Below are 23,761 nucleotides of genomic sequence, written 5' to 3' on the forward strand. Positions count from 1 at the left end.
TGCTGTGCAGCAACAAAAAAGGCTGAGCAACTTGGGTATAGCATACCGGAGTGATCAGCCTTTTTGACATTTAGTTGATTAGGACGAGATTAGAACAACCGGATCGTCTGAATGATCAGATATACATTCAGCACAACGATAACAGCGGCAATGATCCATGAGATGATTTTGAGCCACAATTTGTTGGCGAATGCACCCATGCTTTTTTTATCACTTGTGAACATCACCAGGGGAATTACAGCAAAAGGTAATTGAAGAGAAAGCACGACCTGGCTCAAAATGAGTAGTTCTTCTGTGCCGTGTTCTCCTGCAATGGCTGTGACAATCACCGCCGGGATGATGGCGATCAGACGGGTGACCAGTCTGCGCAGCCAAGCCGGAATTCGAATGTTCAGGAAACCTTCCATAACTATTTGTCCAGCGAGTGTACCTGTGAGGGTAGAGTTCTGACCTGATGCTAACAGAGCCACACCGAACAGGATACTTGCAACCGTAGTACCTAATAGAGGGGTCAGCAGATGATAGGCATCAGCGATCTCGGCAACCTGCGTCATACCAGCACTGTGAAATACAGCGGCAGATACAATCAGGATAGCTGCATTGATGAACAGGGCCAGTGTCAGCGCGATCGTAGAGTCCATGGTGGAGTACCGAATGGCTTCTTTTTTGCCCTGTGGTGTCTGTTCAATCTGACGGGTCTGCACAATGGAAGAATGCAGGTACAGATTATGCGGCATTACGGTTGCTCCAATAATACCAATAGCGATATAGAGCATAGCCGGATTTTGCAGAATCTCGACATTCGGTACAAAACCGTGCAGAACACCGCCCATATCCGGTTTCGCCAGGAACAGGTCAATCCCGAAGCATAGGGCAATGGTTGCCATCAGCACAATGACGAGTGTCTCCAAAGCGCGGAAGCCTTTGTTTTGCAGGACGAGTATCAGGAGTACATCGACTGCGGTGATGATCACACCGTATAACATGGGGATGTTAAATAAGAGCTTCAACGCGATGGCAGAACCTATAACCTCAGCCAAATCAGTGGCTGCAATGGCAAGCTCACACAGAATCCACAACATCATGACGACCGGCATGCTGAATCGTTCACGACAGGCTTGAGCCAGATCCCGTCCAGTGACGATGCCGAGCTTGCCAGCCAGCGACTGAAGGACAACGGCCATCAGGTTTGAGAGCAGGATGACGGATAGCAAGGTATACCCAAACTGCGAGCCGCCTGCAATATCTGTTGCCCAGTTGCCGGGGTCCATGTAACCTACGGCAACGAGGTATCCGGGGCCTACAAAGGCGAGGAATTTCTTCCACCATGCAGCATTCTGCGGAACCTTCATGGAGCTATGCGCTTCTCCGAGCGAAGGGGCCATGCCCGCAGTGGATAATGATTCTTTTGAAGGAGCGTTGAATGGATTTTTTTTACTCATACGATAATCACCTGACTTTGAAATATTGATGCGGAATGAACCGCTTATGATATATCTAAATTTTTATGTTTATTGTTACATTGTACTCCTTCAAATGTTTTTGTCTAGTGCAACTTTTATGTATCAGCACAAAATTTCGATTGCAGCTTGAAGATGCCCCTTCGTATATTACCCAACCTTAGAGAAAATACAGCCATGAAGTTGAAATGCATGAAAATAATAAAGATGTAAAAGCTGATAAAGATCCAAAATGCGTTTCAAAATGAGCCAGAAGTTTAAATTGAAAGGAAGGCAGTTAAAAAATATAATGATGAGGGAGAGATTTTAATGGAAGCTTTATATACAGCAGTAGCGACAGTTAAAGGTGGACGTACAGGTTCGGTGACTTCTTCTGATGGCGTGCTCAAGCATGATCTGAAAATGCCCAAAGAGCTTGGTGGTTCCGGTGGTGAAGGTACCAACCCTGAGCAACTCTTTGCAGCTGGATATGGCGCTTGTTATGAAAGTGCTCTTGCCAATGTAGCACGCAAAGCGGGCGTAAAATTGGAGAATGTGGTGGTTACAAGTAACGTATCCATAGGTAAAGACCCTGCGGATGACGGGTTCCAGTTATCTGTTCGTCTTGACGTGAGTATGCCTGGTGTGGATCACAGTCAAGCCGAAGATCTCGCCCGCAAGGCACATGATTTCTGTCCCTATTCCAAAGCAACACGCGGTAACATTGATGTTGTATTAAACGTGGTCTAAGATTTGACTCCCGGAAAGTAACGGGGAACATATAGAGCAGGGTATTCTGGATACCTGATGTTCAAGTACGAAGCCCTGCTGGCAATCGGCAGGGTTTTGTGTTGATTATAATATATGGACATGGTGCAAAGAGATTATATGCCAGATCGCGTACTATTTTACATAACTGCACTCCCACTTCATGCTACATATTCCATAAAGGGGGAACCGAGATGAGTATTGAAGAGATGATCGAGCGTCGATTTGTATGTACGAAATGCAGGGGCACGGATTGTAACATTAAGGAAGCTTCCATGTCAGGAGCAGGCCTGAGCAAGGTGTTCGATATTCAGCATAACCACTACCTGTTTGTGGGCTGTGCTTCCTGCGGGTATGTTGAAATTTTTGATCCGGATGTCTTGAAAGGGAAAAAACAGGGGCAAGTCGGGACTATTCTGGATATTCTGTTTGGCGGGTAGATATGCGCGAGTTGACATTGATCTGAATTTTCTTTAATATAACTTAGTACTGAGTAGTGTCATTGCATGAACCAAATTTGAATTAAACAGGTGATATCCATGTCTTATAGACCGCGTATTGCAGATTTAGAATTAGCTTATGGTAACAAGGAAGACGGATTGTATGAATTCAAAATGAATTTGGTAGACGGTACTAAATGCCGTGTATTCTACTCCCGTTCCCCGGAATGGAAGATGACCAATATCAGCCGTCTGCAGAAAACCCCTTGTCCAGTATGTCGCAAAGATTTCATTTGCAAATGTATGGACCAGTGGGCAAGTGACCTGCACCAACAGATGATCGATGACCAATGGATGGAAAAGGCAGTTACGGAGTAATTGTCGGACAGATACGAGCGTGGGCACAATGCCTGCGCTCTTTTTCTTTTTATCTCTATAAGTGAACTACCTCTAGAAGAAATAAATTTAGAATTAGTGAACAAGAAGGCTCAGATTGGGTAAGTTACTCTAACCGGAACAATAGGAGGCAGCAAATATGACAGCAAATCAAACAGATGTGCATCAGGGACATCCCATCGTACTGGTGGATGGCGTCTGTCACTTCTGCCAGGGCTTAACCAAGTGGATTATTAAGCGTGACCCGGAAGGAAAATATCATTTTGCTTCGCTCCAATCCGATGTAGCCAAGGAATTGCTGGAGAAAGGCAATTTGTCGACAGATAGTATGGACACCTTTGTTCTGATCGAAAATGGAAGTTACTATACACGTTCGACCGCCGCGCTGCGATTGGCGAAAGGTCTGAAGTTTCCTTATCCATTGTTATATGTATTCATAATCATACCGAAATTTATTCGTAATGCAGTCTATAACTGGGTTGCGCGCAACCGTTATCGTTGGTTTGGCAAGGATGAAACGTGCATGTTGCCTACACCGGAGATCAAAGATCGGTTTTTGTGATTAATAACGGGAATTATTGGGTAATCACTACAGATCATATCTATTTTGGGAGGACAACAACTTGAAGAAGTGGACTACAATATTTATCGGGGCATTATTAGCAGTGAGCTTGGCAGCATGCAGTAACGACACAGATAATACGGCAACGCCGCCAGCGACTAACAACGAAACGTCTAACGAGGGCAATACACCTGCGGAGCAGGAAACAAAGATCCCTACCCTGGACGAGTTGATTACCAAAACCAATGCAGCTACCAAAGAAATGAAGAGCTTCACAACCGAAGCAAACATTGATCAGAATCTGAAACTGGATGCTGGTGAACAGTCCCAGGATCAACAAGTTAAAACATCGCTCAAGATGGATATTATCAAAGATCCAATGATGATCTATCAAGAGATGAATATGGAAATGTCCGGCCAGGAAGCGCAGAACGTGAAGCAATATATCACTTCGGATAAAATCTACTCTCAAGTTGGGGATCAATGGGTTGCAATTCCTGAAGCTCAAACGAGTGAACTTATTGAGCAGATGAAAGCAAGCATGAATCCCGAAGGTGAATTAGAGCAATTCAAAAAGATCGAAGAAGATACTGAAGTGACCGAAGAAGGCGACAATTATGTCATTAACGCTGACGTATCCGGTGATAATGTGAAGGAACTGGCCAAAGCCGTGATGGAGCAAAATGGATCGGATGCCCAGATGCAAGCCATGCTTGATCAGATGAATATCACCAGCATGAAGATGAAATATATGATCAACAAAGAAACCTACCTGCCTGCAGGTACGGACGTAAACATGGTCATGGAGATGGAACAGAATGGACAGAAAATGACGATGGACATGAAAATGTCGAGTACATTTTCTAACCACGATCAAGTGGAAGAGATCAAGATTCCACAAGAAGCATTGGATAGCGCTAAATAAAACAGGCACCTCTGAACTAGATCTGTGTAAGCCGAGAGGTTTACCCGATTGAATTCAGAGGTGTTTTTCTTTTTAACGGAGATTATGGTCAGGGTTCAAGGTGTTATAGTATAGTCATATTTAATTAGAGAGGGGGATATAAAAGATGATTGAATATGCACACATTCACCACGTTAGTCTGGCTGTACGTGATCTGGAAATCGCGAAGAAGTTCTATTCGGGGTTACTGGGAATGCAGGAGATTGAACGTCCGGCTTTCCGCTCCACGGGTACATGGTACGCTATCGGGAGTCAGCAGCTTCATCTGTTACAGCACCCGGAGGGTCACACGCTGCGCGAGGCTGGTATTGATACAACAGACGGTCACTTTGCGATCTGGGTCACCAGTTATTCAGGGACTATAGCTTGGCTGGAGCAGCAGGGAATTGAGTATGAAGCGAGACCTGACAGTGTAGCTGGATTCGCGCAAATTTTTGTACTTGATCCCGATCGTAACATTATTGAGTTCGACTCACCGTATCACTCTTAAGGGAAAAAGGGTTAGAATAAATCCCTTGCTCCACCAGAAATTGTATGCTATATTATCCATACATTCATAGCACGTGACGGAAGCACCGTCCATATACTGCATACTTATGCGGGTATTGGACGGTGCTTTTTTGTGCTTTTTGACAGGGAGGGAAGGAGAAATTGATTGTACTGAAGGCAGTGCTGGTTTCCAAAGATAGAGATTACATTAGTGCCTGGCTTGATTATGTACAGGGGAATTCGTCCGGTCTTCATGTGCGTTTCACGGCGTTCTCGCAATGGGATTCGTTCAGGGATTACATGAATGAGCAAGAGGGTCGGGAATTGCCGGATTTGGTTATTGCGGAACCGGAGTTTTTGAATAACTGGCTGAGCAACGGCGGAGAAGCATCGGGTGTACCTTGGTTGATGCTTAGTGAAGGGTTGGAAGAAGTGGATGAGGCCAAGCGATTGATGAAATTCCAACCTTTGCCCACTTTGCTGGATGCTGTGATACATGCTTGCCGGCAACCACGCCGCAAGAAGATGCATCGCCCGGGACAGGAGACTCTCTCTATTGGCGTAGTATCCGCTTCGGGTGGAAGTGGCAAAACGGCAGTGGCCCTGCATATGGCAAAGCAATTGGGACTTGCAGGTTATGCTGTACTCTATCTCAATCTGGAGACGCTGGACAGTGCGCTCCCGTTTCTGGAGAAGGGGCTTTCCAGAAGTGGACGGCATCACCCGGATGCGGAGACGGGGCTGTCACGCTTGCTATACGATCTGAAGGTAGGCAGAAAGGAATCGGGCAAGCAGCTACAGGTTCATTCCAAGGCTGTAGATGAATATGTGATCCGGCATGAAGGGCTGAAATCCGATGTATTCTGGCCGTTATCGAATCGGAAGGAACTGTTGCAAATGACTCGTGAGGATACGTCGAATTTGCTTCGTTATTTGACCGATTGCGGACAATATGACGTGCTCATTCTGGATGGCGATTCCGGCTGGGACGGACGCAGTGAAGGGGTGCTGGATGCAGCAGACGCATTTGTCTGGCTGGTTGAGGATGATATATCTGCTATGCATCGATGGGGACAATGGTTACAGCATACCGAGCGTACGAAGCCAGATCTGTACGAAAGTGTGCTGGACCGTTCACGCTTTGTGGTTAACAAATATCGGGACAATGTCGTTAATGCACTTCCGCGGCCTGATCTGCATCTGGATGCGGTTTTGCCATATATCCCTTCCTGGAAGCAGCTTAGTCAGGAGGAAGTCATGCTTAGTTCTCCGATCTTCCAACGCGAAGTGAAAAGACTATGTGCCATGCTGGTACAAGATGGAGAAGAAGAATTGAAGCAGACGGGGCGAATTCAGAAGCAGGATCGGTGGGCGTTATGACGGAGTCAGCCAATCGAATACTGGATCGTGAAGAACAGTTTCAGATCATGCGCAGGGAGGTCAGGGCAGGCCTGGATTTAACCTCTTCCGCTGGGGATGATGAACTGTGGAAGGGGATAGAACGCAAAGTTCTCACTGACTCGAAGCTGGATGATTTGACCTCCGGAGAGCGTCATACACTGGTACAGCGATTGTTTGACTCTTTTCGTGGATTGGATATTCTGCAGCCGCTCGTGGATCATCCCGATATTACGGAGATTATGATCAACAGTCACAAGGAAATTTTTGTAGAGCAGGAAGGTGAGGTCAGCCAGATCACCCTACAATTTGAGTCCAGGGAACGGCTCGAGGATATTATTCAGATGATTGTATCCGGAGTAAACCGGATTGTGAATGAGTCTTCTCCAATCGTGGATGCCCGGTTAAAGGATGGCTCCCGGGTCAATATCGTGTTGCCTCCGATTGCTTTGAAAGGTCCCACGATGACGATTCGTAAATTCCCCAGTGAACCGATGAAGATGTCTGATCTGATTGCAAAGGGAGCCCTGCATGAAGAAGCCGCAGAACTGCTGCAACAGTTGGTACGGAGCAAATATAACATTTTCATTGGAGGTGGGACTGGATCGGGGAAAACGACCTTTCTGAACGCCTTATCCCAATTCATCCCTGCGGATGAGCGGATTATAACGATTGAGGATTCGGCTGAACTACAGATTGTTACGGTACCGAATCTGGTATCACTGGAAACGCGGAATGCCAATACCGAAGGCAAAGGGCAGATATCTATTCGGGATCTGATCAAGTCCTCCTTACGGATGCGCCCGAACCGGATTGTGATTGGGGAAGTCAGGGGCGCAGAAGCGCTGGATATGTTGCAGGCCATGAACACTGGTCACGATGGAAGCTTATCAACTGGGCATGCGAATACTATCTCGGACATGATAAGCAGACTGGAAACGATGGTGCTCAGTGGCGCGGATCTTCCCATTGCCGTTGTACGACAGCAGATTAGTTCGGCAATCGATATTTTTGTACATTTGTCCCGGCTACGAGACCGCTCACGGCGGGTAACGGAGATTAGTGAAGTGATTGGCATGCAGAACGGTGAGGTTTTGCTGAATCCACTGTTTCGTTTCCAGGAACACGAAGAGCGGGAAGGCAAAATTATTGGTGGGTTAGTACAGGTTGGAAAGTTGAATAAGGTGGATAAAATTCAGATGGCTGGGCTCGGGGAATGGCTGGATGAATACATAGAACAATACAGTGTCGAAACAGATTCATCAGATAACAACGTGAATTAAAGTCATTGGAAGGTGATTACAGTTGGGTGAAGCCAGACAGATGTTGACGGATTACACCGTATATACGCTTTCCCGGAGACAACGAATGGTCTGTATGCTAATTAGTGGTCTGCTGTTTTTTGGCATCGGAATTCTGTTCTACCATCACTGGTTGGCTGGAGCAATTCTGGCTGTGGGCTGCATATGGGTACCCAAACATTGGACTAAGGTGCTGTTGGAACGAAGAAGGATGACACTCAGTTTACATTTTAAGCAAGCGTTATATGCATTGTCTTCGGCACTGGCCGCAGGTAAATCTGTGGAAAATGGATTCAAGGAATCGGTGGAGGATTTGCGGATGTTGAACCCGGAAGCGGATACCGATCTTATTCGTGAGTTCACGATATTGCGAACACGGATGGAGTATGGACAACCGATTGAAGAGGCGCTACAGGATTTCTCGGATCGGGCGCAGATTGAGGATATTACGAATTTTGCAGACGTGTTCATTACGTGCAAACGAACTGGCGGGGATCTGGTTGAGGTTGTCCGTCGTACATCTGCGGTGATCGGTGAGAAGCTGGACATTCAGCAGGATATTATGGTCGCGGTATCGCAGAAAAAGTTCGAATCAAAGGTGATGTTTGCCGCTCCATTTATTTTTCTGATATTTCTCAATCTGACCGCCAAGGATTTTATGGAGCCGTTATATAGCGGGATGGGGTATCTCATCTCTAGTGGTGCATTGGCAGTACTGGCCTGCTGTTATCTGTGGGTTACTCGAATTATGGATATCAAAGTATAAGGAGTTGAAACGATGCTGCTTCCCGTTATAGTCGCAGGGATGCTCGGAGCGGGATGGCTGGTGCTGGATCGAACCCGGGGACAGACCTACCGGCATCTGCGCAAGCTGGATATGGAAGGATTACGACTGAAGAAACTGCATGGTCCTTTCCTGTTTATCTTGGACAAGTTCGAGATTGGACGCAGATTGCCTGTGCTTATGTTTCGAATGCAACATGCCATTCAGAAAATGTATGGCATACAGCACAGTGGGGAGAAAACGATGCTCTATTGTGCTGAAATGCTGACCTATACGTGGCTCATGTTGATGGTAGGTTGTCTGTTAACACTCGTTGGAGATATGGGCATTGGAGGCATGGTAGGTGGACTTGCGTTGGGTATCGCGTTACCCTTTGCACTCTATAAAGACCTCAATACCAAGGTCCAGCGGAGAGATCAGGACATCCTCATGGAGCTGCCCGAGCTGTTGAACCGAATTGTTCTGCTGGTGGGCGCTGGGGAGACCGTTCAGCGTGCCATCGTTCACTGTGTGACAAGCCAGGGAGAACGGGATCATCCGCTGTACAACGAACTCAGAAAGACCGTGGGAGATTGGAATAATGGTTACTCATTTCAACAATCATTTGAACAGTTCAGCCGCCGCTGTGGCGTGCAGGAAGTAACAATTTTTACGACTACGGTGCTGCTGAATTTCCGGCGTGGGGGAGGTGACTTTGTATTGGCGCTGCGGGATCTGTCACATGTGTTGTGGGAGAAACGCAAGGCTGTTAGTCGGTCGAAGGGAGAACAGGCTTCTTCCAAACTGGTGTTTCCGATGGTACTGATCTTTTTTACGATTGTGGTCATGATCGGGGCACCTGCTTTTATGATGATGAATATGTAGGAGGAATTGGGATGATGGAAGTGTTAAAAAACAAGGTAAGCGCATTTTGGAAAGAAGAGGACGGACTCGGCACGTTGGAGCTGATTCTGATTATCGGGGTTATTATCATTATTGCTTTGATTTTTAAAGACCAAATTAAGACGTTGGTAGAGAGACTGTTGAAGAATGTTAGCGATAAAAGTAATGAGTTTTTCGAATAACAGGCTGAAGAAGGAAGAAGGGAGCTTCACCGTTGAAGCCTCCCTGATCTTCCCTGTCGTGCTGTTTATTCTTGTGTTGTTGCTCTTTTTCACCATGTACATGTATCAAAAGACATTTTTGAATCAACACGCCTATGCAGCTTCCGAACGTGCAGCCTATAGCTGGGACAACAGCCATAAGCAGGCGATGACTGGTGAATTTGTCGCTGGAGAGCATGACAATCTGTACTGGAGACTGACGGACGATCGTATGCTTGGCGCACTGTTTGGCTGGGCGGGAGCGGACAATCAGGTTAGCGTTTCTGTACCAGCTGGTGAAGGCGGAAGTCTCTCGGAACAGAAATTAGCACAAGCGGTGCAACATATGCCCTCAGCCATGAAAGGAACAATTGAGTATCAGAATTCTCTAATTCAGCGGAAGATAACGACCAAGCTGGACCAAGTAATCTCTCTGCCTCTTCCTTCTTTTTTGTTCGATTCAGGTAACCGTGTTCAGACCCAGGGATCATCCGCAGTTGTTGAACCGGTGGAATTCATTCGAACGGTCGATCTGGTCCGTTATTACGCAGCCAAGTTTAAAGGAAAAGGCGGAGAAGCCGCGAGTACTGCTGCGGAAGCAGGACAGGTTGTACAGCATTTTGGCAAAAGCAAAAAGTGAGAAAAGGAGGAGGGCGGAGCTGTTTAGAAAAAAAGACGGTGAGTTGGGAGCCGTAACCCTTTTTTTAATATTAATATTGGCCGGTGTTTATATGTTTGTCGCTATATTTATTGATTACGCTCGTATAGCGGCATTCAAGGTGCAGACCGAACGCATGACTCATGCTGCGATGAGATCCGTCATGTCAGCCTATGACACATCACTCCGGGAGTATGGTTTATTCGGGTATGGCGACAGCAGTGGGGATGCAATTATGGCTAAAGTGCTGAATGATAGTGTGAAGCCTTCAGCTGTAAAAGATGGATTTCCCATTCTGGATATCCAGTGGGATACAACTTCGCTGAGCATGGAGCGTGAACTGGGCAGATTCGATATATTTAATCGCCAGATTCAGGAGGATATGAAGTATCGTGCTCCAGTAGATTTTACCCTTGAAGTGATTAATCGGTTCAAACCGATGTCAGACGAGATGAAGGAAGCTGCACACACGGTAGACTTGCTGAAAAAATTACAGAAGTTATATGACAAACGTGAAGAATTACTGGACGAAGCCATCGCCAATCAGACGGAATCCGCGGAGAAACTGAAGAATCTTCCAAAGTTGATCATGGATCCGCCTTCACAGGCCATCTATGAAGAGATGCTGGAAGATACACCAGAGACAGCTGCCGAGGCAGCGGCACGTTATGCAGATTATTTAAACAAGAAACAGGCGGATGAGGGACTGCCGTTCAGAGAGCAACGATACATATTGGAACTGGCACGTTATCGGACTGGTGTTGGTAATGTGGTGACAGGCATCAGCATGATTATACAACCGGCGTTACAGGCCCATCAAACGAAGCTGGAGGAAGCACAGTCCAAGATCGAAGAAGCGCGCAAGATTAATGAGGAAATGAAACGTGTGATTGCGGAGGGGGAGAACCGTTCACAGAATGCCAGCTATGACAACGTGGGCAACGCCAATCTGCCTGGAACGAGTCCTGCATCTAGTGGATCAGGCAGTGAAGCCAAAAGCACACGTTCCCTCGCCTCAGAGCTGGTAAGGGCAGATAGCCTATTTGATCAGTTGAAGGCACGTGTGGTTTCACAGAATTCGGACTTCGACAACGTCAGAAGAGACAACATGGAGTTGAATAATCAGCTTCGTAGTGTCACGGGCATGAGTGGGGTTCCGATTAAACCGGCGGTCAGACAGGCAAGTCAGATTACCGAAAGATACATGGACAGCTACGTACGCAACGGTCCTGCCAACCTCATTCAACAGAGTAAGCAGCAGTTGGAGAGTGGTCGTGGGTCGGATGCCCAGCGTAAGGCGAATGACAAAGAATCCAAAGGGAAATTGAAGGAAGTCAAACGAATCTTGTCGCAAATCCAGAATGGAAGTTCCGGTTCAATGGACGCTTTCAAACAGTTGGAGGAATATTACAACGCTAATATTGCTTTTAACGAGGCTAGTCGTGAGGATGCCAAAAAGGCAGAGATTGCGGGTGATCCTTATGAATCTGGTGGCGATGCCATGAAGGGAATGGACAGTTTGTTTGGCGGGATGTCCGGTCTGCTGGATAGTCTTGGCGACGAATTGTTTCAGAATGAATATGCCTTAGCCTATTTCAACTCCATGGATTTTGGGCAGCTATTAAACTGGACTGAAGGTGGTGGAGATGCTGGTGATGTTTTCAAACTGGAGAATCAGGAATTGGAGTATATCGTCTACGGGTTTCATAACCCTTCGGGCAACATCGCTGCGGCATATGCAGAGATCTTTGGGATGAGGTTAGCTATTCGAACGGCAGAAGGGTTAATTGAGCACAGCAAGCTGGGGAATCCTCTTCTCGTGTTATCTGCGGCAATCTTATACGGGATTACAAACGCCATTGCGGATATGGTGAAACTAGCGAAAGAGGGCAGTGTGGAATTGTCCAAGTATATCAAAGTCAAACTGACGTACAGGGACCATCTCCGATTGTTCCTCTTGATGCATAGCAACAATGAGCGCAAAATGTCCAGAATGCTGGCGCTGATCCGATTGAATACCGGTGTGAACCCGAATGAGAAACAAACGTATGCTTCGGGTAACATGCGCAGCAGCATCAAGTTGTGGTTTTTACCAGGGGTAGTTAGAAGCATAGGTGCAGTTATGGGGAGTGCGGATCAGGTTGAAGATGGGCGATTTTTCATTGAACGGAAGGCGGATTATTCCTATTGATTAATCGGGATCGTTTCGGTGGAGGGATTATGGATAAGCAGCAACGATATGAAAAAGAGAGTGCAAAATTGCATATTCGTTTAACACGAATAATCAGATTGCAACGTTTGAAGTCTCTGAATAAGCAGATGTGTTCTCCGAAAAAGGAACAGGGAAGCATGGTATTGGAAGCTTCGCTGGTGTTGCCTGTCTTTCTGTTCTTTATCATGTTTCTAATCTTCATTGTACAAATGACTCTAATCTCCACAGCGCTGCAAAGTACGGCGGGGGAAGCGGTAAAGCAGCTGTCAACGAAAATATATCCGGTATCCCTTGTGTTCACACCTTCTGATTCTGCCGGCGGTGAAGGCTCTGGAGGGGGCTGGATGATACCTGAGTTGTCTCTAACGGAATGGGCAGAAGGTTATGCTTCTTCTCTACCTGAGCCATTAAGTGATTGGGTACGCTCAGCAGCGGCCAGTGGTGAACAGCCACTACAGGAGATCAAGACATCAGTCTTGGAAACGGTGCTTGATCCGACGGTCAAACCGTTGCTTCAACCATTTATCGAGCCAACTCTGCTGGATATGGAACGTGTGCATGTGAACGGTGTTTCCATACCTGATCTTAAGAACAAAACAAATCCTTATTTCCGACTTGAACTGAGTTATGAATTGCCGGTAAAAGTACCCTTTCTCAGCAAGTCGCTGCGCATTCAGGCTGCTGCGGCAGAACGGGTATGGATTGGAGATACGGGAGAAGGATCAGATGGCAGTGGAGGAGACGGGGATACTGCGGGTTCAGCAACGGTACTGTGGAAGCCTGACCCGGCTTACATAGGCAACAATGCAACGATCAAGGTGAAGGTAGAACCAGGAGCGACAGCCAACTTAACGATATTTTACAAGTCAGGTGAAAGTTCTGCAAAGCACATCGGTTGGGCCACTGCGGATGAGAATGGAATTATTGAATGGAACTGGTTTGTCGGTACTCGGACAACAGAAGGAACATGGAGTTTTGTTGTCGAGACAGGAGACGGTGGCAAGACGGAGACTACGTTTAACGTGGCCTCCAGAAAATAAGAAAGGAGATGATGGAGGGTGGAGTGGTTTTACTTTGCCTGTGGCATATACGTCATTGCAGCTTTTATTACAGATATTCGTTCCATGAAAATTCCAAATCGATTGACTTTACCTGTGACAGCCACTGGCGTGCTGGCCCATATCATCTGGGGAGGATGGGATGGTTTCTTGTTCTCAGCTGCCGGGTTTGCAGCAGGTTTTGGTATCTTGTTCCTGATGTATGCAATTGGAGCGGTAGGGGCAGGAGATGTGAAATTGTTTGGTGGGATAGGCGCATGGACGGGGCTTGCTTTTGGCATTCATGTCATTATTTATTCCGTTTTGTATGCGGGAGCAATTGGTCTAGTAATACTTCTATTCCGTAAAGATTCAGCAAAACGAATTCGAGGCATGGCAGGTAGTCTTGCAGGTTTTTTCATGCTCGGTTCTCTCAAGCTGGTAAATAAAGAGAAGACATTGAAGTTTCCGTTTATGCTGGCGGTGTTACCTGGATTTATCACGGTGCTTATCTCAGGACTTTTCCCTTGATATCAGGAGTCTGGAAAACGTTAGGATAACAGTGATCGAAGATAGCACTGCGATTGGAGTGGAAGAGTGTGGTGTATTGTAACTTAACTTATATCAACTAAACTTTTTACACGAGAACGGAGAGGACGGAAAAAACCTGAAGAAGCGGAGCGCTCGCCTTTATCCCCGGATTTTCCCCTTTACAAAGGGAATCAAGAAATCTGGGGATAACAGCGATCGGAAGGTTGTTCCGTCATCGAAGTACCCAGTGTAACTTTCTTTAGTTGATCCTATATAACAACGGAAAGAGAGGATTGGCATGTATGGATTAACGAGAGATTTTATCCGTAATGGCGGGGCTTTCATGGTTTTGGAGAAAGCAGAAGGGTTACGAATGGAGGAATTGAGTCGGGTACAGATGGGGATGTTGTCCTCCAATCAGATTCCGCGAATTCTTCCTGTTCATGTTCGTGAAGTAGACCGAAATGTCACTTTGCAGTACGACATATCAGGCTACAAGATGTTATCCCAGATGTTAAAGTCAAGCAAAATCCAGTTACGTGTTCTGTATGGTCTGTTGTTCCAACTGGCTGATGCCTTTACGGAATGCCGACAATATATGCTGGAGCCTCGCAAATTATGGATTCAGGAGGAGTACTTGTTCATGAATGGTTCATTCGAACAGGGTGAGCTTGGGATGGTATATGTACCGATCATGGATGCGGTTGAAGTCGATTCGACGCCTCAGCAATTCCGTGAGCTGGTAATCAGACTGATGGCCCATGTACAGGAACTGCAGGGAGAAGGCATTCAACGTGTTCTGCAACTATGCGACAATGAACACTGGGATATCAGACAGTTGAGAGAGCTTTTACTAGAGTTATACGCTGATGAGCAGGAGAGTGGAGGAAGCGCAGCATTCCTTTCGTCCAAAACGTCGGAAATGGGCGATGCTCCAAGAGCAAGAGGTGCTTCGCATTCGTCGTTAACTGAGCGGGATAACATGCAAGTTACTGGTCATTCTCGACCATATCAACCCAGTACTCCTGTTCAAAATGATTCTGTGGAGCCGCAGCTAAATTTCCGTCAGCCGCAGAAAATGAGTGCTTCTGAGGTTGAAGACATTCCGGAGAGATCCCGAACCTTTCCAGGCAGACGCTCATCTGGACAATCTGCATTGGATGGCTCAAGCGCCATGGATAAGGGACTAAGTAATTCATATGATTCGCTAGAGCATGTTGATGGGGAAATGGAGGAGAAGTCCGGATCTTCCAAAGTAACCTATATCATACTGGGCTGCATGGTGGCCATGGCATTGGTATGGAGATTCGTATACATGGAGCAACCTGGGCAGACACAGATGATCATATCGGCGTTACTAAGCCTTGGTTTGCTTGGTGTAGCAGGATGGACGTGGAAGCGTAAGGGGAGCCCTCAGAATGACGCTGTGAATAAGCGGTCTTTTTCATTCAGCCTAGGTAAGAACAAAGGCAAGCAAACGGAAGCTGAACAGGACCTATTTCAGGAGAGTTGGCGTTGGAATACAGCTGATCGCTCAGAGGGACGTATAAACCAAATGGCTGAATCGGTTTCAGACGGTCATATGCATTCCCGTTTTCAGAATCTGCATATGACCACTGAACATTCCGAACCAACATTCGTTCAGCACCAGGATAGAACAGTAGATTCAACTTCAGAGCTAATTCGACAGGATGCAGTTGCGGAAGCCACCGTAAACTTGCAGAAACTGGCTGGAGGTAATGTTATAGCGGCAGGACCGGTAGTACCTTCATTTTATCTTGAACGAAGATCCGGAAGCGGTGACCAACATGAACGGATGGATGTGCAGGGAGCGTCTTTTGTAATCGGAAGATCAGTAGACATGGTTCAGTGGGTGGATACAGCGACCGGTGTGTCCCGTGCTCATGTGGAATTGAGCCGGAACAAATCGGGCTATGTGATTAAGGATCTGGGTTCCGTCAATGGAACCATTCTTCAAGGCAATATTCTTGCTCCTTACAAGGAGTATCCATTGGCGGATGGAGATACTTTTACCCTGGCTGAATCTGTTTACACCTATCGGTCAGTTGGGTAAGCTATGGGTCCTTCCCGTGGTGCAATCAGTCTGATAAGCCACGGTGCTTCAGATCTTCAAGGGCCTGGGTTAAGGTTGGGAAGGTGAACTGGAATCCGTGGTCGAGTGCTTTTTGTGGAATGACTCTCTGCCCTTGAAGCACGACAACGGATAGTTCTCCCACCAAGGTTTTTATCAGGAAGCTGGGTACGGGAAACCAGTGAGGGCGATGATACACCTTACCCACCGTGCGACCAAATTCATCATTGGTAACCGGATTTGGTGTGGAAGCATTGACTGGCCCGGAAATCTGTTTATTCTGAATGGTGAAGTCAATCAGTCTGACGATATCCATAATGTGTATCCAGCTTGTCCACTGCTTGCCACTACCAATCTTTCCGCCAACACCCAGCATATAAGGCAGCTTCATTAATGGAAATGCACCTTTTTTATGTCCGAGTACCAAGCTAACCCGAATCTTAACGAGTCTTACATTTTTAATTGCATCTGCAGCAACTTCCCATTGCTCGGAGACCCGTGATGGGAAATTCATGGACTTTTGCGGACTGCTCTCATCGAAGGTTTCGGTAGGTGAGGTCCCATAGATGGCCATGGCAGAAGCTTGAACGACCACTTCAGGTTTTTGCTCCAGTGATTCCACCAATCGGGCTACCCGGGCCACAGTCGTGACTCTGGATTCAACAATCTCCAGCTTCGCCTTGGTTGTCCAACGTTGATTCAACGTTTCCCCGGCAAGGTTAACGAGGGCATCCATACCTTCCAGCAATTGAGGTTGTTCTTCGACTTGTTCCCACGATATATATGTAAGATTCTTACTTGGATTATGCAAGTCAGGCAGTTTGCGTGTAATGACTTTCACATGGTGTCCGGCTTGCAGCCAGTAATCCACAAGTGCTCCTCCGACAAACCCGGTACCTCCACAAATAGCAATTTTCATATCGAACATCCTCTCTGTATTTTCACTGCGCTGACGTAAGCCCTTGAATCGACAAACAGCCCCGGACGGTAAGCAATGCCTTGTTGGGAACGACTTACCTGACGGAGCATATCTGTATCTAATTAACCAAATCCATATATGGCTTAACTCATCTTTGTAATTTATTTAATCAAATGTTGATAAGGGGAATAATCAATTTTGTTTTTCTCCAAAAATTTTACTAAAAACTTATTATCCCGCTTCGGTGTGGCAATAATGTATCCTTTGATGCAATGATCTCTCGAGACTTCCGTGGCGTTGTCCTCAACTGCAATTTTACCAATCTCTGCTGCAATGGAATGTTTGGCGATGTCACGAAATGGTCCAGGTACAGGCTCCACAAGTTGATCCAAAAAAGCTTTGGCTTCATCGGTCCATAAGTGACGGCTGGCTTCAACCCAATAGTTCTGCCAATCCAGTTTGGACCTTCCATCCGCTTTTGGTAGCACTTTCAAAAACTTGCGCATCATAAAAAATCCACCGATACACATGCTGCCAAGCAATAAAAAAGTCCAGAATGCGATCGTATTCATAAACCAATTGCTGGGGGAACTGCTGGTCAGTATCATCGCGTAGGAGTCGAAAATCATTGCGGAGTCACCTCGGTTCATTGATTTTCACGGAAAGACGGATTCCGCCCACCATGTTCCACATATTAGCTGCCAAAAATAGCCTCTATCCCGAATTATAGCGCATTTCTAGATTTATTTCGATAATCGCGTTAGAATAAGGGATAATTCAGATTAAGGGGGATCATCAATGCTGAAAATCGGCTCCCACGTGTCCTTTTCGGACAAGGGATTATTGAGTGCAACGAAGGAAGCGTCCTCGTACGGTTCCAGTTCGTTTATGATATATACGGGTGCACCACAGAATACGCGTCGCAAGCCCATTGAGTCCATGTATATTGAAGAAGGCAAGATTGCCATGCAAGAGGGTGGAATGGAAGATATCGTTGTCCATGCACCGTACATTATTAATCTTGGCTCTTACAAAGATAACACGTTTAGACTGGCTGTAGATTTCCTGCAGGAAGAGATTCGTCGGACACATGCCATTGGTGTGAAAAACATTGTATTACATCCCGGCGCATTTACAGACAAAGATGCTCACTATGGGATCGGACGGATCGCAGAAGGGTTGAATGAAGTGCTGGAGGGTGTGAAAGAGACGGATGTGAACATCGCTCTGGAGACCATGGCTGGCAAAGGTACGGAGATGGGACGCAGTTTCGAAGAGATCGCCCAGATCATCGAGAAAGTGACGTATAACGAGCGCCTTACTGTGTGCATGGATACATGTCACATTCATGATGCCGGATATGATATCGTTAATGATTTTGACGGTGTACTGGAACAATTCGATCGCACGGTAGGACTTGACCGCATTGCCGTAATGCATATTAATGATAGTAAGAATGCTGTGGGTGCGCACAAGGACCGTCATACACCGATTGGCTCTGGCTGGATCGGGTTTGAGGCGATTAACCGCATCGTGAACCATGAGAAGCTTCAAGGACGTCCATTTATTCTGGAGACACCTTGGATTGGTAAAGAGGCCAAGACACAGCGTCCAATGTATGAAGTGGAGATTGCGCTGCTGCGTGGGGATGTTGCCGGTCGATTCGGCCAGGAATTCCTGACAGAAGTAGAACAGCTGCAACACTTTTTCAAAGCTAAAGAGATTGAGTCTCGTTCGTATATTCTGGATGTATGGACATTGCTCAAAAATGATGCCAAAGCCAAAAAGGCAGATCCGCGCGAGCCGCTGGAACGTCTCTATGACATGGTGACTGAAGCCGCACTGTTCCCGCATTTGAATGAAGAACAACTGAATCATCGCTTGATTGCCTGGCTTGCGGGTTAACCCCCGCAGGTCATGGCTTAATTGAAGGAGGAAGAATAACCCGATGGAGATCCATGCTAAACAAGTACGCCCTGATTCTAAAAACCGCGCCGATCGTGCGCGCATGCTCATTTCCTGTCCGGATGGTCCAGGAATTGTTGCTGCCGTGTCTCATTTCCTGCACCAGCATGGTGCAAACATTGTTCAGTCGGACCAATATACAATGGACCCTGCTGGCGGCATGTTCTTTATGCGAATCGAGTTCGATCTTCCGCAGTTGTTAATCAACCTGCCGAAACTGGAAGCCGATTTTGCAGAAGTGGCAAGCCGTTTCCAAATGGAATGGACGCTATCTGCGGTTAGCCGCAAAAAGAAACTTGCTATCTTTGTATCCAAAGAAGATCACTGTCTGGTTGAATTGTTGTGGCAATGGCAGGCAGGCGACCTGGATGCAGATATTGCTCTTGTGGTCAGCAACCATCTGGACATGAAGGACTATGTAGAATCATTTGGCATTCCATATCATCATATTCCGGTTACAGCAGATACGAAAAAAGAAGCAGAACAGCGTCAACTGGACGTCATCGGCAATGATGTGGATGTGATCATTCTGGCTCGTTACATGCAGATCATCTCTCCAATGTTCATCGAGCACTACCGTAATCGAATCATTAACATCCATCATTCATTCCTGCCAGCCTTCGTGGGCGGTAAACCTTATGCGCAAGCGTACAACCGTGGTGTCAAAATTATCGGTGCGACAGCGCACTATGTTACGGAAGAACTGGATGGCGGCCCGATTATTGAACAGGACGTGCAGCGTGTAAGCCATGGTGATGATGTAACCGAACTGAAACGTATTGGACGTACCATTGAGCGTGTTGTGCTAGCACGTGCCGTGAAATGGCATGTCGAAGATCGAGTTCTCGTTCATGAAAATAAAACCGTCGTATTTTAAGCTCATGCTTTAATACTGCGCAAGGTTGATTCGGAACCACGTAATAGACTAACAAAAAGGCGACCCCAATTCGTTTACGAAGTGGGAGTCGCTTTTTTCGCATTCATATACTTTCCGCACAAGCCAAGCACAATACCAAACAGCAGATGTCCAATAACCCAGTAGAGGATGGCTGCCACATGGTACAGGTCTGGCACACGTGAAGATAGTTGAGAGAGTGGGATATAGAGTAGAGACGAAACAGCACCAAGCAAGATTCCTTTGAACATGGAGCGGCCTGACCGTTGTACCCACCACAAATAGAAGATGGCGATGACAACGGACACGATTAGGTGTAAAGAAAACTCAATGAACTCGGGTAAAGTTGGCGGAAGGCCAGGCACAAAATCGATATTCAGAAGCAGAGTATATACTTGTTCATCAGTGTAGGCCTGAATCATTTTAAGGAAAAATCCCAGGACAATTCCAGAGAGAATACCAGTTAAAATGCCAAATATCCAGGGTAATGAGTGTTTTACGGATGGGGATGGGTTAGCAGCAGGATCTGTCATGATCGCGACCTCCTATGATTGACACAAGTACATTTGAAAAGTAAACCACAGCGCAACTTTCGAATCCATCTTCAGGAATATTATATGTGAATTACGGATGGATAACTAAAAAATGCATGGTTTTCGGCTTAGAGGTTATACTTCATGCGATGGATTTGCGAGGCTCCTTAAGTCTGCTTTTGGAATTTAGTACCTTGTACAGTACGATTTTTGCTTGATAGACCAAGGATTATTCATCACAAACCACCGATTTTTCCCGAACTTCTAAAAGAAGGTTATGGAAAAGCTTCACGCCAAGTGATACAATACAAAAGTGAATAAGTCAAAATGAAACACTCAAGCGGATTCACTTATTGTGAAATTCGGTTTGCTTGGTTGATGAGAGGGATTCGCTTGCGCACCCGACTTATCTAAAGACATGAGGAGGACAAACCATGACTGACAAGAACGAAGCGATTCAAAAAGACGAGAACACTACAATCGACAACCTGTCGATTACGACCGTACGTACTTTGGCGATTGATGCAATTGAGAAGGCAAATTCCGGACATCCGGGTATGCCTATGGGCTCCGCTCCAATGGGGTACCAACTTTTTGCAAAAACGATGACTCATAACCCGGACCACCCAACTTGGGTTAACCGGGACCGTTTTGTCCTGTCTGCAGGACATGGCTCCATGTTGTTGTACAGCTTGCTGCACCTGAGCGGATATGATCTTCCAATGGAAGAGCTGAAACAGTTCCGTCAATGGGGAAGCAAAACTCCGGGTCACCCGGAATTTGGACATACTGCAGGTGTTGATGCAACAACCGGCCCACTGGGTCAAGGTATTGCAATGGCTGTAGGTATGGCGATGGCTGAAGCTCAACTGGGCGCAACATACAATAAAGACAAATTCAACGTAGTTGACCACTACACTTACGCAATCTGTGGCGATGGTGACTTGATGGAAGGCGTATCTCATGAATCAGCTTCCCTGGCTGGACGTTTGCACCTGGGCAAACTGATCATGTTGTTCGACTCCAATGACATCACGTTGGATGGTAAATTGGATTTGTCTTCTTCCGAAAGTATCGCGAAGCGTTTTGAAGCTTATGGCTGGCAAGTGCTGCGCGTTGAAGATGGTAACGATCTGCCTGCAATCGAAAAAGCAATTCAGGAAGGTCAAGCAGATACTTTGCGTCCTACACTGATCGAAGTTAAAACGGTTATCGGTTACGGTAGCCCGAACAAACAAGGTAAAGGCGGCCACGGCGGTACTCACGGATCTCCACTGGGTGCAGACGAAGCTAAATTGACTAAAGAGTATTACAAATGGGTTTACGAAGAAAACTTCCACGTACCAGCTGAAGTTCGCGATCACTTTGCACAAGTGAAAGATCGTGGTATCTCTGCTAACAAAGCTTGGGACGAGAAATTTGCCGAGTACAAAAAAGCATTCCCTGAGCTGGCAGCTCAATTCGAAACAGCGATTAACGGCGACCTTCCAGAAGGTTGGGACCGTGATCTTCCTAAATATGCAGCAACAGACAAAGCTCTTTCCACTCGTGTAGCATCCGGTAACGCTCTGAACGGTCTGGCGCACAACGTGCCACAACTGACAGGTGGATCTGCTGACTTGGAAAGCTCCACAATGACTCATTTGAACAACCTGGAGAACTTCACACCTGAAGATTACTCCGGTCGTAACATCTACTTCGGTATCCGTGAATTCGGTATGGCTGGAGCAATGAACGGTATGGCACTGCACAGCGGTGTGAAAGTATTCGGAGGTACGTTCTTCGTATTTACCGATTACCTGCGTCCGGCTGTTCGTCTGGCTGCCCTGATGGGATTGCCTGTAACGTATGTTCTGACTCACGACAGTATCGCTGTTGGTGAAGATGGTCCTACGCACGAACCGATCGAGCAATTGGCATCCCTGCGTATCATTCCTAACCTGACGGTTATTCGTCCGGCTGATGGTAATGAAACTTCGGCTGCTTGGGCTTACGCGCTTGAGAACAAGAGCAACCCGGTTGCACTCGTACTCACTCGTCAAAACCTGCCGATTCTGGAAGGTACGGTTGAAGGTTCACGTGAGAACGTGAAACGTGGTGCTTATGTTGTCTCTGATGCAAAAGATGGCAAAGCGGTAGCACAAATCATCGCTACAGGTTCTGAAGTGCAATTGGCTGTTAAAGCTCAAGCAGCACTTGCTGAACAAGGCATTCAAGTTCGCGTAATCAGCATGCCAAGCTGGGATCTGTTCGAGAAACAAGACAAAGCTTACAGAGAGTCCGTTCTTCTACCGGATGTTAAAGCTCGTCTTGCGATTGAAATGGCTTATCCAATGGGCTGGGAGAAATATGTTGGAGATCAAGGTGACATTCTCGGAATCAGCACATTTGGTGCTTCCGCGCCTGGCGACCGTGTTATCCAAGAATATGGCTTTACAGTGGACAACGTGGTTAGCCGCGTAAAAGCATTACTGTAATAGAGGTTGTTCAAAAAGTCTGCTTTTGATTACGAAGGATGCCTCACGGCATCATCAGCATCGAATATGGGATTCAGCCGAAATGTCCGTTGCTCACGTAGTTTTCTCCTACGCTCCGCTACTCCATTTCTAGCTTCATCCCATCTTCTCGGTACTGAAAACCTAACTTTTTGAACACGCACTTAAAGCTTCATAAGCGCTGCTATGGTTGGGAGAGCTTCATACTCTCCTGATCCATGGCAGTAAGTTATTTCCGCAGAGATGGGCGGTGACTCGTTATCGCCCTGATCTGTTTTGCCTTTTGTTTTCATTAACTTCAGGGGAGCGGGTACGCATGTCACAATTCGATCAAGTCAGTGTAGTGAAAGAGGCCAACATTTATTATGATGGTCAGGTAACCAGCAGAACGGTTATTTTGGGGGATGGCAGCAAAGTGACTCTGGGCATCATGCTTCCAGGCAGTTATGAATTCGGTACGGATTCCCGTGAAATTATGGAGATTCTGTCCGGAGATCTGAAAGTATTGCTTCCCGGAGAAGAAGAGTGGCAAGAGATTCAAGGTCAAGCTACGTTCCACGTGCCTGCCGAATCCAAATTCAAACTGGAGATACGCAGCGTTACTGACTACGTCTGCTCGTACCCGGCGGAATAACATAAGAAGGGTAAGCAGAACCGCAACCTGCGGATTCGGTTTACCCTTTTTGCTTCTTGAATTCTAACGACAAAGTTCGAGCGCCAAGCTTGTCAGCCCCGTGGATTTGAAGTATCCTTAAGGCAAGTTGTTTAGAATGGAATACGCGGAAATAATATAACCGAAAT

Annotated in this window: 24 protein-coding genes; 20 read left to right on the top strand and 4 right to left on the bottom strand. The window is 46.6% G+C overall.

Annotation, left to right across the window (positions count from 1 at the left end; translation table 11 throughout):
* Nucleotides 1-89: 89 nt before the first annotated feature.
* A complete protein-coding gene (locus PAHA3_RS01380) occupies nt 90-1,385 on the bottom strand; it encodes an Nramp family divalent metal transporter (RefSeq protein WP_062835928.1) in 1,296 nt (431 codons plus the stop codon).
* A 384-nt stretch (nt 1,386-1,769) separates the two neighbouring features.
* Between PAHA3_RS01380 and PAHA3_RS01385 the strand changes: the two genes are divergently transcribed.
* The 16 genes from PAHA3_RS01385 (at nt 1,770) to PAHA3_RS01460 (ending at nt 16,135) form a co-directional block, all read left to right on the top strand.
* Nucleotides 1,770-2,189, top strand: coding sequence for an organic hydroperoxide resistance protein (locus tag PAHA3_RS01385; protein ID WP_017690005.1), 420 nt, complete (start codon nt 1,770-1,772; stop codon nt 2,187-2,189).
* Nucleotides 2,190-2,401: 212 nt separating this feature from the next.
* A complete protein-coding gene (locus PAHA3_RS01390) occupies nt 2,402-2,647 on the top strand; it encodes a zinc ribbon domain-containing protein (protein ID WP_062833128.1) in 246 nt (81 codons plus the stop codon).
* Between the two features lie 99 nt (nt 2,648-2,746).
* Nucleotides 2,747-3,025 carry a hypothetical protein gene (locus PAHA3_RS01395; protein WP_017690003.1) on the top strand — a complete coding sequence of 93 codons (279 nt, stop codon included), beginning with the start codon at nt 2,747-2,749 and terminating at the stop codon, nt 3,023-3,025.
* 157 nt (nt 3,026-3,182) lie between these two features.
* Nucleotides 3,183-3,605, top strand: coding sequence for a thiol-disulfide oxidoreductase DCC family protein (locus PAHA3_RS01400; RefSeq protein WP_062833129.1), 423 nt, complete (start codon nt 3,183-3,185; stop codon nt 3,603-3,605).
* A gap of 61 nt (nt 3,606-3,666) precedes the next feature.
* A complete protein-coding gene (locus PAHA3_RS01405; RefSeq protein WP_062833130.1) occupies nt 3,667-4,530 on the top strand; it encodes a DUF6612 family protein in 864 nt (287 codons plus the stop codon).
* A gap of 145 nt (nt 4,531-4,675) precedes the next feature.
* Nucleotides 4,676-5,059, top strand: coding sequence for a VOC family protein (locus PAHA3_RS01410; RefSeq protein ID WP_062833131.1), 384 nt, complete (start codon nt 4,676-4,678; stop codon nt 5,057-5,059).
* 161 nt (nt 5,060-5,220) lie between these two features.
* A complete protein-coding gene (locus PAHA3_RS01415) occupies nt 5,221-6,438 on the top strand; it encodes a nucleotide-binding protein (protein WP_062833132.1) in 1,218 nt (405 codons plus the stop codon).
* Nucleotides 6,435-7,739: a CpaF family protein gene (locus PAHA3_RS01420; RefSeq protein WP_062833133.1), complete on the top strand. Its 1,305-nt coding sequence runs from the start codon at nt 6,435-6,437 to the stop codon at nt 7,737-7,739. The genes PAHA3_RS01415 and PAHA3_RS01420 overlap by 4 nt, the downstream gene beginning before the upstream one ends.
* 40 nt (nt 7,740-7,779) lie before the next feature.
* Complete coding sequence (locus PAHA3_RS01425; protein ID WP_062835929.1) at nt 7,780-8,523, top strand: type II secretion system F family protein; 744 nt, start codon at nt 7,780-7,782, stop codon at nt 8,521-8,523.
* 12 nt (nt 8,524-8,535) lie between these two features.
* Nucleotides 8,536-9,405, top strand: a complete 870-nt coding sequence (locus tag PAHA3_RS01430) for a type II secretion system F family protein (protein WP_062833134.1) — start codon at nt 8,536-8,538, stop codon at nt 9,403-9,405.
* 11 nt (nt 9,406-9,416) lie between these two features.
* The gene (locus tag PAHA3_RS01435; RefSeq protein WP_062833135.1) at nt 9,417-9,605 is read left to right on the top strand and encodes a Flp1 family type IVb pilin; all 189 of its coding nucleotides are present in this window, start codon (nt 9,417-9,419) and stop codon (nt 9,603-9,605) included.
* Nucleotides 9,589-10,263 (top strand): TadE/TadG family type IV pilus assembly protein, encoded by a 675-nt coding sequence (locus PAHA3_RS01440; RefSeq protein WP_062833136.1) that lies wholly within the window; start codon nt 9,589-9,591, stop codon nt 10,261-10,263. Before PAHA3_RS01435 ends, PAHA3_RS01440 begins: the two co-directional genes overlap by 17 nt.
* The gene (locus PAHA3_RS01445) at nt 10,244-12,472 is read left to right on the top strand and encodes a hypothetical protein (protein WP_235599348.1); all 2,229 of its coding nucleotides are present in this window, start codon (nt 10,244-10,246) and stop codon (nt 12,470-12,472) included. The genes PAHA3_RS01440 and PAHA3_RS01445 overlap by 20 nt, the downstream gene beginning before the upstream one ends.
* A gap of 29 nt (nt 12,473-12,501) precedes the next feature.
* Nucleotides 12,502-13,533: a hypothetical protein gene (locus PAHA3_RS01450; protein WP_062835930.1), complete on the top strand. Its 1,032-nt coding sequence runs from the start codon at nt 12,502-12,504 to the stop codon at nt 13,531-13,533.
* Between the two features lie 18 nt (nt 13,534-13,551).
* The gene (locus PAHA3_RS01455) at nt 13,552-14,061 is read left to right on the top strand and encodes an A24 family peptidase (RefSeq protein WP_062833138.1); all 510 of its coding nucleotides are present in this window, start codon (nt 13,552-13,554) and stop codon (nt 14,059-14,061) included.
* Nucleotides 14,062-14,359: 298 nt separating this feature from the next.
* Nucleotides 14,360-16,135 (top strand): DUF6382 domain-containing protein, encoded by a 1,776-nt coding sequence (locus PAHA3_RS01460; RefSeq protein WP_062833139.1) that lies wholly within the window; start codon nt 14,360-14,362, stop codon nt 16,133-16,135.
* 25 nt (nt 16,136-16,160) lie between these two features.
* On the opposite strand, the gene PAHA3_RS01465 is transcribed toward PAHA3_RS01460, so the two are convergent.
* Together PAHA3_RS01465 and PAHA3_RS01470 are read right to left on the bottom strand one after the other, a co-directional pair.
* A complete protein-coding gene (locus PAHA3_RS01465; RefSeq protein WP_062833140.1) occupies nt 16,161-17,072 on the bottom strand; it encodes a TIGR01777 family oxidoreductase in 912 nt (303 codons plus the stop codon).
* A gap of 161 nt (nt 17,073-17,233) precedes the next feature.
* Nucleotides 17,234-17,701, bottom strand: a complete 468-nt coding sequence (locus tag PAHA3_RS01470; RefSeq protein WP_062833141.1) for a DUF2621 domain-containing protein — start codon at nt 17,699-17,701, stop codon at nt 17,234-17,236.
* A gap of 169 nt (nt 17,702-17,870) precedes the next feature.
* On the opposite strand from PAHA3_RS01470, the gene PAHA3_RS01475 reads away from it, so the two are divergent.
* Both PAHA3_RS01475 and purU read left to right on the top strand, forming a co-directional pair.
* Nucleotides 17,871-18,977 carry a deoxyribonuclease IV gene (locus tag PAHA3_RS01475; RefSeq protein WP_062833142.1) on the top strand — a complete coding sequence of 369 codons (1,107 nt, stop codon included), beginning with the start codon at nt 17,871-17,873 and terminating at the stop codon, nt 18,975-18,977.
* Nucleotides 18,978-19,020: 43 nt separating this feature from the next.
* Complete coding sequence (purU, locus tag PAHA3_RS01480; protein WP_062833143.1) at nt 19,021-19,914, top strand: formyltetrahydrofolate deformylase; 894 nt, start codon at nt 19,021-19,023, stop codon at nt 19,912-19,914.
* A 74-nt stretch (nt 19,915-19,988) separates the two neighbouring features.
* Here purU and PAHA3_RS01485 read toward each other — a convergent pair whose 3' ends face one another.
* Nucleotides 19,989-20,465 (bottom strand): hypothetical protein, encoded by a 477-nt coding sequence (locus tag PAHA3_RS01485; RefSeq protein ID WP_062833144.1) that lies wholly within the window; start codon nt 20,463-20,465, stop codon nt 19,989-19,991.
* 434 nt (nt 20,466-20,899) lie between these two features.
* Here PAHA3_RS01485 and tkt point away from each other — a divergent pair, with 434 nt between their 5' ends.
* Complete coding sequence (gene tkt, locus PAHA3_RS01490; RefSeq protein ID WP_062833145.1) at nt 20,900-22,942, top strand: transketolase; 2,043 nt, start codon at nt 20,900-20,902, stop codon at nt 22,940-22,942.
* 334 nt (nt 22,943-23,276) lie between these two features.
* Nucleotides 23,277-23,594 (top strand): pyrimidine/purine nucleoside phosphorylase, encoded by a 318-nt coding sequence (gene ppnP / locus PAHA3_RS01495; protein WP_017689983.1) that lies wholly within the window; start codon nt 23,277-23,279, stop codon nt 23,592-23,594.
* Nucleotides 23,595-23,761 lie beyond the last annotated feature (167 nt).

The organism is Paenibacillus amylolyticus (assembly GCF_001570725.1).
GTDB lineage: Bacteria > Bacillota > Bacilli > Paenibacillales > Paenibacillaceae > Paenibacillus > Paenibacillus amylolyticus_A.

Coding starts and splice junctions, on each gene's coding strand:
- PAHA3_RS01380 (WP_062835928.1), bottom strand. CDS start 1,385: ATGGCCCCTTCGCTCGGAGAAGCGCATAGCTCCATGAAGGTTCCGCAG.
- PAHA3_RS01385 (WP_017690005.1), top strand. CDS start 1,770: ATGGAAGCTTTATATACAGCAGTAGCGACAGTTAAAGGTGGACGTACA.
- PAHA3_RS01390 (WP_062833128.1), top strand. CDS start 2,402: ATGAGTATTGAAGAGATGATCGAGCGTCGATTTGTATGTACGAAATGC.
- PAHA3_RS01395 (WP_017690003.1), top strand. CDS start 2,747: ATGTCTTATAGACCGCGTATTGCAGATTTAGAATTAGCTTATGGTAAC.
- PAHA3_RS01400 (WP_062833129.1), top strand. CDS start 3,183: ATGACAGCAAATCAAACAGATGTGCATCAGGGACATCCCATCGTACTG.
- PAHA3_RS01410 (WP_062833131.1), top strand. CDS start 4,676: ATGATTGAATATGCACACATTCACCACGTTAGTCTGGCTGTACGTGAT.
- PAHA3_RS01420 (WP_062833133.1), top strand. CDS start 6,435: ATGACGGAGTCAGCCAATCGAATACTGGATCGTGAAGAACAGTTTCAG.
- PAHA3_RS01425 (WP_062835929.1), top strand. CDS start 7,780: ATGTTGACGGATTACACCGTATATACGCTTTCCCGGAGACAACGAATG.
- PAHA3_RS01430 (WP_062833134.1), top strand. CDS start 8,536: ATGCTGCTTCCCGTTATAGTCGCAGGGATGCTCGGAGCGGGATGGCTG.
- PAHA3_RS01435 (WP_062833135.1), top strand. CDS start 9,417: ATGATGGAAGTGTTAAAAAACAAGGTAAGCGCATTTTGGAAAGAAGAG.
- PAHA3_RS01440 (WP_062833136.1), top strand. CDS start 9,589: ATGAGTTTTTCGAATAACAGGCTGAAGAAGGAAGAAGGGAGCTTCACC.
- PAHA3_RS01450 (WP_062835930.1), top strand. CDS start 12,502: ATGGATAAGCAGCAACGATATGAAAAAGAGAGTGCAAAATTGCATATT.
- PAHA3_RS01460 (WP_062833139.1), top strand. CDS start 14,360: ATGTATGGATTAACGAGAGATTTTATCCGTAATGGCGGGGCTTTCATG.
- PAHA3_RS01465 (WP_062833140.1), bottom strand. CDS start 17,072: ATGAAAATTGCTATTTGTGGAGGTACCGGGTTTGTCGGAGGAGCACTT.
- PAHA3_RS01470 (WP_062833141.1), bottom strand. CDS start 17,701: ATGATTTTCGACTCCTACGCGATGATACTGACCAGCAGTTCCCCCAGC.
- PAHA3_RS01475 (WP_062833142.1), top strand. CDS start 17,871: ATGCTGAAAATCGGCTCCCACGTGTCCTTTTCGGACAAGGGATTATTG.
- purU (WP_062833143.1), top strand. CDS start 19,021: ATGGAGATCCATGCTAAACAAGTACGCCCTGATTCTAAAAACCGCGCC.
- PAHA3_RS01485 (WP_062833144.1), bottom strand. CDS start 20,465: ATGACAGATCCTGCTGCTAACCCATCCCCATCCGTAAAACACTCATTA.
- tkt (WP_062833145.1), top strand. CDS start 20,900: ATGACTGACAAGAACGAAGCGATTCAAAAAGACGAGAACACTACAATC.
- ppnP (WP_017689983.1), top strand. CDS start 23,277: ATGTCACAATTCGATCAAGTCAGTGTAGTGAAAGAGGCCAACATTTAT.